Below are 13230 nucleotides of genomic sequence, written 5' to 3' on the forward strand. Positions count from 1 at the left end.
CTAGACACCGCTGGTGGCCTCGACGGTCAGGCCGAGCAGCGGCGCCAGGTGCTCGGCGAGCATCCGCGCCTGGTCGACCGGGACCAGGGTGATCGGACCGCCGCCGATCTGCACCGCGAGGTTGGTCTGCTCGTCGGCGACCTCGTCGAGGGTCCGTCGCTTCCGGTCGGCCTCGCCGTACCGCACGGAGCCGGGGCGCTGCAGCTGCGCCACCAGCAGCACCGAGTCGCCCATCGGCAGGACGAGGACGAGGCGCTGCGGCGGGCTGCGGTGCACGCCGCCGGCAGCCGGCAGGGTCGGCACCTCCGCGTCGCACAGGGCCGGCTCGCACCAGTCCGGGTGAGGCAGGGTCGTGATCATCGGGTAGCCGCCAATCCCGCGAGAGCGTGGAAGAGCCGGGCCGGTTCCTGGGCGGCGATACGCAGAACGCCCAGGTGCTCGTCGACGACCTCCCGGTACGGGGCGGCGGCGAGCGCCAGCGGCGTGCGGGCCAGCGGAGCGGCCTCGGCGAGGCGCATCTCGCGGAGCTGCTGCGCCCAGCCGATGCTGTCCGCGCCCTCGTGCTCCGGCTCCCGGGCGAACCGCTCACCGACGATGCGCTTCACGGCGGCCGCGGCCACCGCAGCGGTCCGGCCGGGCGTGGTCAGGTTGATGGTCATGCGCTGGCTCCGATCAGGAAGAGCAGGAAGGTCCACAGCAGCTGGAGAACACCGGCGGCGGCCGCCCACATGGCGAGGCAGATCAGGACGAGGGCGAGCAGCGCGCCGGCGGTGCGCAGGGCGTCGGTCACGTGCGCCCACCACCCACCCGCTTGCGCGGCTGGCGCTTCGGCGGAACCGACTCGACCAGGCCGAGGACCGGCAGCAGGTCCTCGTTGCCGGTGCGCTCGAGGTAGGCGCGGGCGTCGGCCTGCCGCTGCTCGCGGTGGATCCGATCAGCCGCGGCGCCGGACACCCGGGCGGTGTCGACGCCTCCGTCGATCATGTCGATCTGGCTCACGCTGCCTCCTGATCAGAAAGTCGGTCTCGCAGCCGCACGCGGGGGCGAGGGTGGACCGGACGGTCGTCCATCGACGGGTCGTAGGCGACGAGCGAGCCCTTCGCGGCGCGCTTGGCGCGGTACATCGCGGCGTCGGCGCGCAGCAGTGTGGTGGCCAGGTCGCCGGGCACCACGTCGGTCATGCCGACGGTGGCGGTGACGTGCAGCACGGGCGCGCCGGGCACGGGCAGCGGCACCGGCCACCACCGGTCGGGCCCGCCGGGCATCCGGCCGATCACGACCAGCTCGTCACCGCCGAGCCGAGCGGCGATCGGGTACCCGCACAGGCTGGCGCTGATCGCGGTGAGAACGGCGTCGCCGGCGGCGTGGCCGTAGGTGTCGTTGACGGCCTTGAAGCCGTCCAGGTCGAGCAGCGCCAGCTTGTAGTTGCCCTGGACCGCCCACCACGCCTCGGCCAGGCCGGCCCGGTTGTAGAGGCCGGTGAGGGGGTCCCGGCGGGCCGCGTCGAGAGCCTCCTGGAGCTGGCTCTCCAGCTCCGCGACTCGCGCCTGCAGCTGGGCGACCTGCCGGTCGCGCTCCAGCCCGGGCGCCATCACTGGGCGACCTTCACGCCGAGCGCCTTCGCGTGCTGCCGTGCGGCGGCCCGCAGCGCGGTGCGGGCCTTCGCCTTGCTCCGCCCGCAGTCGACCACCACCGGGTCGCCGCCGCCGTCCGGCCGGTGCCTCACCTTCCAGCCGTCCTCGCGGCTGTAGCGGGCCTCCGCGAGGTGGTCCGCGACCTCCGGGCTGTGGACGGTGTCGAGGGTGGCGACCGCGAACATCGGCGCGTCGCGGGCGTAGTCGTACTCGACGATCCGGATCTCGGCCGTGCCGTGCGGGCGCAGCGCCGGTCCGGCCGCGTCGAGCCGCCGGAACCCGGGGATCAGCCACGAGTAGTCCGGGCCGGTCTGGTCGGTCCACACCCGCATCGGCGCGTACTCGCTGGTCTGCTCGACCCGCTCGACGGTCTCCCACCGGTTCAACGGCGACACGAACCGCCACCCCTGCCACAGCCGCTTCGCCTGCGGTCGGGTGTCGTCACAGCCCAGGCAGTGCTTCCTGCCGCCGCAGCTGAGGCAGGTCGGCTCGCGGTCGTGCAGTACCTGGGCGGCCAGGCCGGGCCGGTGACGCAGGACCCGCAGCACCGGCGAGACCCAGTCGGCCGCGTTCGGGGCGATCTCCGCCACCGCGGACCGCAGCTCCGCCACGGCCTGGTCGAAGTCGTAGTTGCCGTCCGGCAGGTAGGGCAGCTTCTGGTTCGCCTCGTACTGCCGGGACCAGCCAGCGATATCCACGGTGCTCACGAGAACGTCACCTCGTCCTCGCGAAGCGCCGAGTCCTGCATTGGAGCCGGCCACGTCCACCGGGGCAGCTCCACCTCCGGTACGATCTCGGTCATCTGGATCTCCTGGTCTTGGCGGGTCAGGGACTGGCATTGCGGGCCCTCTGCCGTAGCCGCGGCTGAGGGCTCGTGTCGTTCAGGCCGCATCGCGGCTCCGCTTCTTCGCGCTCGCGAGGGCCATCCGGCGGTAGTGCGCCTTCTTGAGCCGGTCGACCGCAGCCGCCAGCTCGTCCGCGCTGAGCACACCGGCCGGGTCGGCCTGGCGCTCCCACTGCTTCTGGCGGGCCGCCCGGGCCGGCGCGAGCGCCTCCGTTCGCTGCTCCTGGCTGTTCACGCGAGACCAGCGAGTCAGCGAGCCGAGTGACGCGTGCAGCTGGCGCTGCGAGGGCGGCAGGGCGGCGTAGCCCTGCGTCTCGCGGCCCATCAGGCTGCTGCCGTGTCTGCTCGTAGCGCGTCTCTGTCGGTCAGCTGGAGGACCTGGAGCAGCGCCTTGTGCACCGTCGGGCTGACGCGCTTGGAGTGCCCGAGCTCCAGCTTCGAGATGTACGGCCTGGACACCTGAATTCGGCGTGCCAGCTCCGCTACCTCTATCCCTCGGTCGATTCGGATCCGTCGCAGGGCGGCCCCGTTGATCGGGACCGCAGTGGTGGGCCTTGCCCTACGTGTCCTCATGGCGGCCACTCTAGGCACAGGTAGGCACAACTAGCAACCAGGTACACCTAGGAACACCGAAAAACCTTCCCTACCTGGGGTGAGTGAACACGCGAGAAGGATTCACGGGCACGGATAGCGCGCCGTGTCTAACCAGGGGTTCGCGCGTTCCTGTGCGTTCCTGGCACACTGAGGGCTGCCGTGGGGGCAAAGAGGGCGACTCGCTACGCAACCGGGAGCGACCTAGGCATGGGCAGGCAGGCTGAGCGCCACCACGAGGCGTCCGACAGCAGCCGTGAGCGGCTAGACCTCGACGACCGCCGACAGGCCCTCGGCCGAGAGGTGCGCAACCGACGCCAGGCCGCCGGCCTGACGATCGACCGAGCGGCGAAGCAGGCGCCGATGAGTCCCGAGACGTGGCGGAAGGCCGAGACCGGCGAGCGCCTCAAGGCCTTCAGCTACGCGGGCGTCGAGCGGGTGATGCGCTGGCCGGCCGGCACCATCGAGAGGTTCATCAACGACGGCCAGGAACTGCCCGAGGGCGTGATGCCCTCGGGCTCCTACTCGGCCGCCACGCCTGTGTCCCCGGTGCTGGACGTCGACTTCCTGCTCGGACTCGACCGGCCTGACTCGGTCAAGGTGGTGTTGATCAGGGCCGTACGGGCAGGCGGCGACCCGCTGGACGCGGTCCTGGCGCTGGACGCTCCGGACGCGGACAAGGTCGCTGCGATCCGGACGCTCCGGGATCTCCAGCCGCCCGCCGGCGGGAGCGAGGGAGGAGCCGAACCGGTCGAGCCAGACGCTCGATCGGCCTAGTCAGCGACCATTCGCTTATCGGGTTTGCGCACGCGCTGATCACGCGGAAAGCCTGGAACCGAACGACGCTCGGCCGGTGTCTGCTTGTAAGCGAGATGTCGCCGGTTCGATCCCGGCCGGGGGCTCCAATTCCATCAGGCACCCGACCGGCAGTGGGCAGAGCGCCGCGCGGGTGGCCGGTGGTCACCACCCGCGCGGTTCCTGCTCAGCCCCAGTGCTGCGGGGCCGGCTGGCGGGTCGTCGCGTTGATCCGGTTGAAGAAGTTCGTGGTGGCGATCCAGAGCACCAGTGCCGCCAGCTCCTGCTCGCCGAAGTGGCGGGCCGCCTCGGCCCAGATCGCGTCCGGCACCGGGTCGCTCCGGTCGGCGAGCCGGGTCGCGGCCTCGGAGAGGGCGAGCGCGGCCCGCTCCGCCTCGGTGAAGTACGGCGTCTCCCGCCAGGCGGCCACCGCGAAGAGTCGCTCCTCCGTCTCGCCGGCCTTGCGGGAGGCGCGTGCTCCGGAGTCGACGCAGGCGCTGCAGCCGTTGATCTGGCTGGCCCGGAGGTGGACCAGTTCCAGGGTGGTGCCGGGTACGCCCGCCGAGTGCGCGGCCCGGTAGAGCAGGTTGATCGCCTTCACGGCCTCGGGGAGCAGGGTCGCCGGGTTCTGGATGCGCGCTTCCTGGGTCATTTCTGGTCCGTCCTGTCCTGTTAGGCTCGTCGGCGCCGGTCGCGCCGCCGCTCGTGCTCCGTCACCTGGATGTCGAGGCCCGGACGGGCGGCGTGACAGATGTGGCGACGGTCACTCTCGGGCTGCGAGGTCGGTCAGGATGGCGGGGGCGTGAGCGACACCGATCTGCTGGCCCGACGCTTCGAGGAACAGCGCCCGCGGCTGCGCGCGGTGGCCCACCGGATGCTCGGCTCCGCCGCCGAGGCCGACGACGCCGTGCAGGACACCTGGCTGCGGCTCAGCCGCGTCGACGCGGAGACCATCGAGAACCTGCCGGGCTGGCTCACCACCACGGTCGGCCGGGTCTGCCTGGACCGACTGCGGTCGGCCGCGGCGCGGCACGAGGAATCGGTGGACGTGGCCGGTGACGGACCGTCCGCCGACGTGCCCGGCGAACGCGATCCGGAGCAGGAGGCACTGCTCACCGAGTCGGTCGGTCGGGCGCTCGACGTGGTGCTCACGTCACTCGGCCCCACCGAACGGCTGGTGTTCGTCCTGCACGACATGTTCGCCGTCTCCTTCGACGAGATCGCCCCGGTGGTGGAGCGCACCCCGGAGGCCGTACGCCAGATCGCCAGCCGGGCCCGCCGCCGGGTGCGGAACGGCCCCACCGTGCCGGAGACCGACCCGGTCCGGCAGCGCGGCGTGGTGGAGGCGTTCCTCGCCGCCTCCCGCGAGGGGCGGTTCGACGACCTGGTCACCCTGCTCGACCCGCACGTCGTCCTGCGCCCCGATGCCGTCGTCGTCCGGAACGGCGCGACCGGCGAGCTGCACGGCTCCTCGGCGGTGGCGCGGTTCTTCTCCGGCCGGGCGCAGGCCGCCGTGCCGGCGTTCGTGGACGGGGCGCCCGGGGCGGTGGTGGTCGTCGACGGTCAGCTCCGCTTCGCGCTCAGCTTCGTCGTCGCCGACCGGATCCTCGCCGTCGAGGCGATCGCGGATCCGGCGCTGCTCGCCGCCCTCGACGTGGTCGTGGCGACCGGCTCCGGCGCCGACGAGCGGTAGCCTGACGGCGATGAGCCGCGCCGTGGAGGAGTCCAACCGGGCGATGCTGCGTGCCCGCGACGCGATGGACCGGTCGTACGCGCAGCCGCTCGACGTGCCGGCGCTGGCCCGGATCGCGCACGTCTCCGAGGCGCACTTCATCCGCACGTTCCGGGCCACCTTCGGCGAGACCCCGCACCGCTATCTGCAACGGCGTCGGGTGGAGCGGGCGATGGACCTGCTGGTGCAGACCGAGCAGTCGGTCACCGAGATCTGCTATGCGGTGGGCTTCGGCAGCCTGGGCACGTTCAGCCGGACGTTCCGGGACATCGTCGGCGAGTCCCCGTCGGAGCACCGGCGCCGCCGGGCACCGGTCACGGCGGTGCCGAGTTGCTTCGCCAAGGCCTGGATGCGCCCGAGCAGCGCCCGCTGACTGGTCAGTTTTGGATAAGCACCAGGTCAGGGCGTCGGTCTAGCGTTCTCGGCATGACGATGAACTCGATTACCCGCTCCCAGATCTATGTTCTCGACCAGGACCAGGCGCTCGACTTCTATGTCGGCAAGCTCGGCATGGAGGTCAACACCGACCAGGACCTCGGCTTCATGCGTTGGCTCACGGTCAACCTGCCCGGCGAGCCGACGCGGGAGATCCTGCTGGAGAAGCCCGGCCCGCCGGCCCTCGACCCGGCCACCGCCGAGCAGGTCCGGGAGCTGCTCACCAAGGGCGCGCTGGGCGGTTTCCTCTTCATGACCACCGACGACGCGCAGAAGACGTACGAGGATCTGGTGGCCAAGGGCGTGGAGATCACCGACGAGCCGACCGAGCGGCCGTACGGGATCGACTTCGGCATCCGTGACCCGTTCGGCAACAAGATCCGCATCGGCCAGATGTTCCCGCGCGCCTGAGCCGGCGGGGCGGCGCGACCGGTGGGCGCGGGCTAGGCTCGCGCCCACCGATCAGGCGAGGTGGCGAGTGGCGACACGGGTGCTCTTCCTGGCCCGGCACGGCGAGCAGGACCGGCCGGAGGCCGGCACGGACACCGGGCTCACCGGGCGCGGGCGGCGGCAGGCGACGCTGCTGGGCGAGCGGCTGCGCCGGACGCCGCTCACGGCCGTCCACCACGGGCCGCTCCGCCGGGCCGCGGAGACCGCCGGCCTGGTCGCCGCCGCACTGCCCGGTGTCCCGGTGTACGCCGACGAGACGGTCGGTGACCACCTGCCGCACGACACGGCTCCGGCGGGGCTGCCCCCGGCGTACGCCGGTCTGCTGGCCGGGTTCGACGAGCCTGACCGGATCGACGGGCCGCGCCGGACGGCGGAGGCGGTGGCCCGGTTCGCTGCTCCGCCGGCCGACGGTGACGTCCGCGAGCTGGTGGTCACGCACGCCTTCCTGATCGCCTGGTTGGTCCGGCACGCGCTGGACGCGCCGGAGCGGCGCTGGCTGGGCCTCAACTTCCACAACGGCGGCCTGACGGTGATCCGCTACAGCTCCGGCGGCCCACCCACCCTGATCGCCCTCAACGACGTCGCCCACCTGCCACCCGACCTACGCGCCACCGGCCTCCCCCCGCCCTACACCTTCTAACCGCCGCACCCGGGATCCGCCCGCGCCGCCGTTTCCCTTTTTCACGGAAAGAGTGGCCATCCGGCGTGGAATGGCCACTCTTTCCGTGAATTTGCGTCCGTCCGGCAGGGTGTGCGGGGCGGGGTGGGTCAGGCGTTGGTGAGGGTGACGATGGCTTCGGCGAGGGCGCGGGCCGACTGGGGGTTCTGGCCGGTGACGAGGCGGTCGTCGACGACCACGTGCTCGGTGAAGTCGGGGGCCGGGACGTGCTGGGCGCCGGCCTCGGTGAGCTTGTCGGCGAGCAGGAACGGCACCTGGTCGGTCAGGCCGACCGCCGCCTCCTCGTCGTTGGTGAAGCCGGCCACCCGCTTGCCGGCGACCAGGTTCGCGCCGTCGGAGAGCTTCAGGTCGACCAGCGCGGCCGGGCCGTGGCAGACCGCGGCGACCACGCCACCGCGCTCGTAGATCGAGCGGGCGATCCGGGCCAGGTCGGGGTTGCCCGGGAAGTCCCACATCGCGCCGTGTCCGCCGGCGAAGACGAGGATGTCGTATCCGGCCGGGTCGACCTCCGCCGCCTTCGGCGTGTTCGCCACGTCGGCGGTGGCGAGGAAGTCGTTCTGGGTCTTGTCGTTCTCCTCCCGGCCGTCCTGGGGCGGCTGCCCGCCGGCCACGGAGACGAGGTCGACGTCATAGCCGGCGGCCCGGAAGACCTCCCACGGCTCCGCGGCCTCGCCGACATAGAAGCCGGTCTCGCGGCCGGTCTCGCCGAGCTTGGAGTGACTGGTCAGAGCGATGAGTGCACGAGTCATGCCACCACTCTGGCGCGCTGTCACGGGGGCCGGCCATAGGTGAACGCCACACCGGCGACAGGTTTGCCGGGCCCCTTCACCGGCGCGGCGGGGAGGGGGCCCGGTCCGTCAGGCGGTGGCGCGGGTGAGCAGGTCGGCCACGGCGGCGGTGGTCGCCGGGCGGTCGGGGTCGGTGGGGCAGTCGACGAAACCGGTGGTGCGGCTGCCCGCCGTGAGCTGGTAGGTGAACGCGTCGGCGCAGTTGGTCGGGGCGGCGGTGTCGGCCGGTTCGGCGGCCAGCTTCGGGTCGGTGGTGAGCTGGCGCAACCGGTCGAGGTCGGCGGGGGAGAGCTGCCCGGTGCGGGTCGCGCCGGTCTTGTCGGCCACGGTCCAGCGACCGTCCGGCTCGACGGTGACCGTGTCCCGCAGGCCGGCGATGCCACCGGACTTCGTCAGCACCACGCGTACGCCGGTGGTGGCCGAGGGGGAGGCGGCGTTCGGGGCGGAGGGGGTGGAGCCGGTCGTCGCGCAACCGGTGAGTGCGATGAGAAGGGTGGCGGCGGTGGCCACCAGGGCGGGGGTCGGTCTCATGCCGGATCGGACGCACGACGGTGCCGCCCGGTTCCCACACCTGCGCCGCCTCATCCGTTCGGCCAGTGTGTCCGGCAGGAAAGCGTTGCCCCCTTCCGCTCCTCTCCGTATATCGCTATATCTACATGCGTGACTACCCCCGTCACAACTTTCCCCCGTCAGGAGGGCCCGTGAAAAGACCCCTCGCGGCCGTCAGCGCAGCGCTGCTCACCAGCAGCGTGCTGACCTGCGTCACCACCACGGCGTACGCGACGACTCCCAGCGCCCCCGCCCCGTCCACCGCCGCAGCTCGGGCGGACAGTCTGCTCCGTGCCCACCCCGGCGCCGTCCAGGGCGTCAGCGGTGAGGCGTACCAGGCGGTCCGCACGAAGGTCGACGCCAACGGCGCGGCGCACACCCGCTACACCCGGACCTACCACGGCCTGCGGGTCTACGGCGGTGACTTCGTCATCCACACCGCCCCCGACGGCAACCTGGCCGGCACCTCGGTCGGCCTGGCCGCGCCGCTGACCCTCGGCACCACCGCCAAGGTCGGCAAGGCGGCGGCGCAGGCGAGCGCGCGGAAGACGTTCTCCGGCTCGCTCAGCTCCGTGGGCACCCCGGAGCTCTTCGTCGACGCCAGCTCGGGCAAGGGTCGGCTGGCCTGGGAGACGGTCGCCTCCGGCATGAGGGCGGACAAGCAGACCCCGTCGAAGCTGCACGTCATCACCGACGCCACGACCGGCAAGGTGATCGGCTCGTACGACGAGATCGAGTCGGTCGCGGGCACCGGCAACAGCATCTTCTCCGGCACGGTCAGCGTCGACACCACGCTCTCCGGCAGCACCTACCAGATGGTGGACCCGTCGCACGGCAACGGCCGTACCTGCGACATGAACAACACCACCAGCGGCACCTGCACCACGTTCACCGACGCCGACAACACCTGGGGCACCGGGTCGAACTCCAGCCGGCAGTCCGCCGCGGTGGACGCGCACTTCGGCGCCGCCAAGACGTTCGACTACTTCACCAACGTGCACGCCCGGAACGGCATCTTCGGCAACGGCACCGGCGTGCCGAGCCGGGTGCACTACGGCAGCAACTACGTCAACGCGTTCTGGGACGGCTCCCAGATGACCTACGGCGACGGTTCGGGCAACGCCAACCCGCTGGTCGCGCTCGACGTGGCCGGCCACGAGATGAGCCACGGCGTCACCGAGAACGTGGTGCCCGGCGGCCTGACCTACTCCGGTGAGTCCGGCGGCCTCAACGAGGCCACCAGCGACATCTTCGGCACCATGGTCGAGTTCTACGCCAACACCACCGCCGACCCGGGTGACTACCAGATCGGCGAGAAGATCAACATCAACGGCAACGGTACGCCGCTGCGCTACATGTACAATCCGTCGCTGGACGGCTCGTCCGACTCCTGCTGGACCACCAGCACGAAGAACAAGGACGTGCACTACTCGTCCGGCCCGGCCAACCACTTCTTCTTCAACCTGGCCGAGGGCACCGGTGCCACCGCGTACGGCACCTCGCCGGTCTGCGGCTCGGCTCCGGCGGTGACCGGCATCGGCCGCGCCAAGGCGGAGAAGATCTGGTTCCGGGCGCTCGACGTCTACTTCACCTCGAACACGTCGTACGTCAACACCACCACCCCGTCGAACACCGCCCGGGCCTACAGCCTCAAGGCGGCGACCGACCTGTACGGCAACTGCTCCACCGAGTACAAGGCCGTCCAGGCGGCGTGGACCGCGGTGGCCGTCTCCGGCTCCGACGCGCCCTGCTCGTCGACCGGGAACGACTTCTCCGTCGCGCTCTCCCCGACCTCCGGCTCGGTGACCGCCGGTGGTTCCGTCTCCACCACCGTGTCGACCGCGACCACCAGCGGGACCGCGCAGACCGTGTCGTTCTCCGCGACCGGCCTGCCGAGCGGCGCCACCGCGTCGTTCAACCCGACCTCGGTGACCTCGGGCGGCTCGTCCACCCTCACCATCGCCACCTCGGCGAGCACCCCGGCGGGGACGTACACGGTGACCGTCACCGGCACCGGCGCGGTCGCCCACTCGGCGACCTACTCGCTGACGGTGAACGGCACGGGCGGCGGCTGCACCAGCCCCGGCCAGAAGCTCGGCAACCCGGGCTTCGAGTCCGGTAACACCGTCTGGTCGTCCACCTCGGGGGTCATCGGCCAGTACGGCGGCTCCGGCCAGCCGACCCACGGCGGCACCTGGAACGCCTGGCTGGACGGCTACGGCAGCACCCACACCGACACGCTCTCCCAGTCGGTGAGCCTGCCGAGCGGCTGCACGAACTACAACTTCAGCTTCTGGCTGCACATCGACAGCGCCGAGACCACCACCGGCACCGCGTACGACACGCTCAAGGTGCAGGTGCTCAACTCCTCCGGCACCGTGCTGGCGACCCTGGCCACGTACTCGAACCTGAACAAGGCCACCGGTTACAGCCTGAAGTCCTTCTCGCTGGCCCCGTACGCCGGCCAGACCGTCACCCTGAAGCTCACCGGCGCGGAGGACGTCTCGCTGCAGACCTCCTTCGTGGTGGACGACACCGCGGTCAACGTCTCCTGACCTGACCCCGGCCCCGGCGGGCCCGGCGGCCACCCCACGCGGGTGGTCGTCGGGCCCGCGCCGTTATGGTCAGCCGAACCGTCGGCCCTGGAGGAGAACATGTCGGACGCGGAGCTGACCGTCGAGGTGACCGGGGCGGTGGCGACGGTGGTGATCCGGAACCCGGCCCGCCGCAACGCGATGACGGCCGCGATGTGGCGGCAGCTCCCGGTGCTGCTCGACGGGCTGGAGGCGGACCGCGCGGTGCACGCGCTGGTGCTCACCGGCGCGGCGGGCACCTTCTGCGCCGGGGCCGACCTCGGTGACCTGGACGAGCTGCTGGACGCGGGTGACGCCAGCATCGCCGTCACCGCCGAGGAGCGGCTGGCCACCTTCGCCAAGCCGACGGTGGCCGAGATCCGGGGCGCCTGCGTCGGCGGCGGCTGCCAGCTCGCCGTCGCCTGCGACCTGCGGATCGCCGCCGCGGACGCCCGCTTCGGCGTACCCCCGGCGCGGTTGGGGCTGGTCTATCCCGCGCCGACCACCCGGCGGCTGGCCCGGCTGGTGGGTCCGTCGGCCGCGAAGCACCTGCTGTTCACCGGCGAGCTGATCGACGCCGAGCGGGCGCTGCGGATCGGTCTGGTCGACGAGGTGCTGCCGGCCGACGCGGTGGCCGCCCGGGTCGCGGCGCTCACCGGCGTGATCGCGGAGCGCTCGCGACTGACCGTCGCGGCGGCCAAGGAGATCATCGACGAGCGGGCCGACGCCGAGCGGATCGCCTGGTGGCACGGGCAGGTCCGGGCCAGCGGCGAGGCCCGCGAGGGGGTGGCCGCGGCCAACGAGCGGCGCCCGCCGCGTTTCGGCTGGACACCGCCGGCCGCTCACTGACCGCCGTGTGACCGGGCGCCGTCGGGGGTACGTCGAAGCCCTCGACGACCGACGGGGGACCATGGTGGACGGTGCCGAGCAGAGTCGGAACGACCGCTGGCGGATGCGACGCCGGGTCCTGGCGGGCGTCTGCGCCTTCGCCGTCCTCTCCCTCCTGGTCGGCCTGCTGGCCGCCTACGGCATGCCGCGCTGGTTCCTGCGGCACGGTGACCCGCCCGCTCCGGTCGCGGTGACCGGTGGCGTGCTCGCCGTACTCGGGCTGGTGATCGAGGTGGCCGCCCTGGTGCGGGCCGCGCGCAGCGGCAGCTTCCGTGCCGCCCGGGAGTCGGCGCTGCCGGCGGCCGGGCCGCGCCGCCGCGAGTTGCTCCGGGCGGTCCGGCGGGGAGAGGTGCCGACCGAGACCGACCGGCCGGTGCTGCGCGCGGTCGCCGAGCAGCTGATCCGGCAGCGTTGGGTCGTGCCTCTGTTCGGCGGCCTGGTGACGATGCAACTCGGGCAGGCGTTGCTGCAGTTCTCGCCGGCCTTCCTGGCGCTCTTCGGGCTGACCGGCGTCCTGTTCGTCCTCGCCTGCTGGCACATCCTGCGCGACGCCCGTCGCGGTGAGGCGTTCCTGCGGGCCCATCCGGCCGCCGACTCCGCCGCGGCCCTCGACGGCCCGGCCGGTGCCGGTCCGACGGCGTGACGGCGAGGACCGGCGGGCGCCGCGCCGGGGCGTACCCCCCGACGCGGCCCCCTGTGCCCGCCGGCCGGCCCGTCACCGCCCGGCGAGCGCCGCCCAGCCCGGCGTCACCGGCTCCCGCCGCAGCGGCATGCCCGCCTCGGCCGGGGTCCGGTCGCTCTTGCGCTGGTTGCACTCGTAGCAGGCGGCGGTGGTGTTCCGCCAGGTGTTCCGGCCGCCGCGGGAGCGGGGCAGGATGTGGTCGATGGTGCTGGCCGGGGCGTCGCAGTAGGCGCAGCGCCGGCCGTCGCGGCGCAGCACGCCGCCCCGGGACCAGGCCGGTCCGGCGGTGAACCGCCAGCGGGTCACCACGTACCGGACGAGGCGGACCACGCGCGGCATCGGAAAGACGCCGATGAGCTGGTCCGGCTCGGCCTCGTGGATCTCGGCGACCCGCCGGCAGAGCATCCGGATCGCGTGCTGGACGGTGACCCGGTGCAGCGGGCCGAGGTCGGCGTTGACGACGAGGACGGCGTCCACCGGGCACTCCCTTCTCACGACTGCGGTGGTGCGGTCCGGACAGCGAAAAGCCGCCCGGTCCGGCGATCGGACGGGCGGCGGGGACGCGTGCGGCACACGCGTCAGTCGGGCCA

At 72.5% G+C, this 13230-nt stretch carries 20 protein-coding genes; 8 read left to right on the forward strand and 12 right to left on the reverse strand.

Features of this window, described 5'->3' with window-relative positions:
- The 8 genes from ABUL08_RS25965 to ABUL08_RS26000 all read right to left on the reverse strand — a co-directional run bounded on the left by ABUL08_RS25965 (window position 1) and on the right by ABUL08_RS26000 (window position 3051).
- Window positions 1–360 carry a hypothetical protein gene (locus ABUL08_RS25965; protein ID WP_350932618.1) on the reverse strand — a complete coding sequence of 120 codons (360 nt, stop codon included), beginning with the start codon at window positions 358–360 and terminating at the stop codon, window positions 1–3.
- The gene (locus tag ABUL08_RS25970) at window positions 357–659 is read right to left on the reverse strand and encodes a hypothetical protein (protein WP_350932619.1); all 303 of its coding nucleotides are present in this window, start codon (window positions 657–659) and stop codon (window positions 357–359) included. The genes ABUL08_RS25965 and ABUL08_RS25970 overlap by 4 nt, the downstream gene beginning before the upstream one ends.
- A complete protein-coding gene (locus ABUL08_RS25975) occupies window positions 656–790 on the reverse strand; it encodes a hypothetical protein (RefSeq protein WP_350932621.1) in 135 nt (44 codons plus the stop codon). Before ABUL08_RS25975 ends, ABUL08_RS25970 begins: the two co-directional genes overlap by 4 nt.
- On the reverse strand, window positions 787–999 hold the full coding sequence (locus tag ABUL08_RS25980; protein ID WP_350932622.1) for a hypothetical protein: 213 nt from the start codon (window positions 997–999) through the stop codon (window positions 787–789). The genes ABUL08_RS25975 and ABUL08_RS25980 overlap by 4 nt, the downstream gene beginning before the upstream one ends.
- A complete protein-coding gene (locus ABUL08_RS25985; RefSeq protein WP_350932623.1) occupies window positions 996–1592 on the reverse strand; it encodes a GGDEF domain-containing protein in 597 nt (198 codons plus the stop codon). The genes ABUL08_RS25980 and ABUL08_RS25985 overlap by 4 nt, the downstream gene beginning before the upstream one ends.
- A complete protein-coding gene (locus ABUL08_RS25990; protein WP_350932624.1) occupies window positions 1592–2341 on the reverse strand; it encodes a hypothetical protein in 750 nt (249 codons plus the stop codon). The genes ABUL08_RS25985 and ABUL08_RS25990 overlap by 1 nt, the downstream gene beginning before the upstream one ends.
- A gap of 174 nt (window positions 2342–2515) precedes the next feature.
- The gene (locus tag ABUL08_RS25995) at window positions 2516–2713 is read right to left on the reverse strand and encodes a hypothetical protein (RefSeq protein ID WP_350932625.1); all 198 of its coding nucleotides are present in this window, start codon (window positions 2711–2713) and stop codon (window positions 2516–2518) included.
- Window positions 2714–2802: 89 nt separating this feature from the next.
- Window positions 2803–3051 carry a helix-turn-helix domain-containing protein gene (locus ABUL08_RS26000; RefSeq protein ID WP_350932626.1) on the reverse strand — a complete coding sequence of 83 codons (249 nt, stop codon included), beginning with the start codon at window positions 3049–3051 and terminating at the stop codon, window positions 2803–2805.
- A 228-nt stretch (window positions 3052–3279) separates the two neighbouring features.
- On the opposite strand from ABUL08_RS26000, the gene ABUL08_RS26005 reads away from it, so the two are divergent.
- Window positions 3280–3846 carry a helix-turn-helix domain-containing protein gene (locus ABUL08_RS26005; protein ID WP_350932627.1) on the forward strand — a complete coding sequence of 189 codons (567 nt, stop codon included), beginning with the start codon at window positions 3280–3282 and terminating at the stop codon, window positions 3844–3846.
- 205 nt (window positions 3847–4051) lie between these two features.
- Here the strand turns inward: ABUL08_RS26005 and ABUL08_RS26010 are convergent, their stop codons facing one another.
- Window positions 4052–4516, reverse strand: a complete 465-nt coding sequence (locus tag ABUL08_RS26010) for a carboxymuconolactone decarboxylase family protein (RefSeq protein ID WP_350932628.1) — start codon at window positions 4514–4516, stop codon at window positions 4052–4054.
- A gap of 150 nt (window positions 4517–4666) precedes the next feature.
- Here ABUL08_RS26010 and ABUL08_RS26015 point away from each other — a divergent pair, with 150 nt between their 5' ends.
- From ABUL08_RS26015 to ABUL08_RS26030, 4 genes are all read left to right on the forward strand, one after another.
- A complete protein-coding gene (locus ABUL08_RS26015) occupies window positions 4667–5557 on the forward strand; it encodes a sigma-70 family RNA polymerase sigma factor (RefSeq protein ID WP_350932629.1) in 891 nt (296 codons plus the stop codon).
- Window positions 5558–5567: 10 nt separating this feature from the next.
- Window positions 5568–5969: an AraC family transcriptional regulator gene (locus ABUL08_RS26020; RefSeq protein WP_350932631.1), complete on the forward strand. Its 402-nt coding sequence runs from the start codon at window positions 5568–5570 to the stop codon at window positions 5967–5969.
- Between the two features lie 53 nt (window positions 5970–6022).
- On the forward strand, window positions 6023–6442 hold the full coding sequence (locus ABUL08_RS26025; protein WP_350932632.1) for a VOC family protein: 420 nt from the start codon (window positions 6023–6025) through the stop codon (window positions 6440–6442).
- Window positions 6443–6509: 67 nt separating this feature from the next.
- A complete protein-coding gene (locus ABUL08_RS26030; RefSeq protein ID WP_350932633.1) occupies window positions 6510–7121 on the forward strand; it encodes a histidine phosphatase family protein in 612 nt (203 codons plus the stop codon).
- A 128-nt stretch (window positions 7122–7249) separates the two neighbouring features.
- Here ABUL08_RS26030 and ABUL08_RS26035 read toward each other — a convergent pair whose 3' ends face one another.
- Window positions 7250–7909, reverse strand: a complete 660-nt coding sequence (locus ABUL08_RS26035) for a type 1 glutamine amidotransferase domain-containing protein (RefSeq protein ID WP_350932634.1) — start codon at window positions 7907–7909, stop codon at window positions 7250–7252.
- Window positions 7910–8017: 108 nt separating this feature from the next.
- Complete coding sequence (locus ABUL08_RS26040; protein ID WP_350932636.1) at window positions 8018–8479, reverse strand: hypothetical protein; 462 nt, start codon at window positions 8477–8479, stop codon at window positions 8018–8020.
- Window positions 8480–8649: 170 nt separating this feature from the next.
- Between ABUL08_RS26040 and ABUL08_RS26045 the strand changes: the two genes are divergently transcribed.
- From ABUL08_RS26045 to ABUL08_RS26055, 3 genes are all read left to right on the forward strand, one after another.
- Complete coding sequence (locus ABUL08_RS26045) at window positions 8650–11052, forward strand: M4 family metallopeptidase (RefSeq protein ID WP_350932637.1); 2403 nt, start codon at window positions 8650–8652, stop codon at window positions 11050–11052.
- Window positions 11053–11151: 99 nt separating this feature from the next.
- Entirely contained in the window at window positions 11152–11919 is a 768-nt protein-coding gene (locus ABUL08_RS26050) for an enoyl-CoA hydratase/isomerase family protein (RefSeq protein ID WP_350932638.1), read from the forward strand.
- A gap of 103 nt (window positions 11920–12022) precedes the next feature.
- Window positions 12023–12601 (forward strand): hypothetical protein, encoded by a 579-nt coding sequence (locus ABUL08_RS26055; protein ID WP_350932639.1) that lies wholly within the window; start codon window positions 12023–12025, stop codon window positions 12599–12601.
- A gap of 72 nt (window positions 12602–12673) precedes the next feature.
- Here ABUL08_RS26055 and ABUL08_RS26060 read toward each other — a convergent pair whose 3' ends face one another.
- The gene (locus tag ABUL08_RS26060; protein ID WP_350932641.1) at window positions 12674–13117 is read right to left on the reverse strand and encodes an HNH endonuclease; all 444 of its coding nucleotides are present in this window, start codon (window positions 13115–13117) and stop codon (window positions 12674–12676) included.
- Between the last annotated feature and the right edge of the window lie 113 nt (window positions 13118–13230).

It is taken from the genome of Micromonospora sp. CCTCC AA 2012012, from assembly GCF_040499845.1.
GTDB lineage: Bacteria > Actinomycetota > Actinomycetes > Mycobacteriales > Micromonosporaceae > Micromonospora > Micromonospora mangrovi.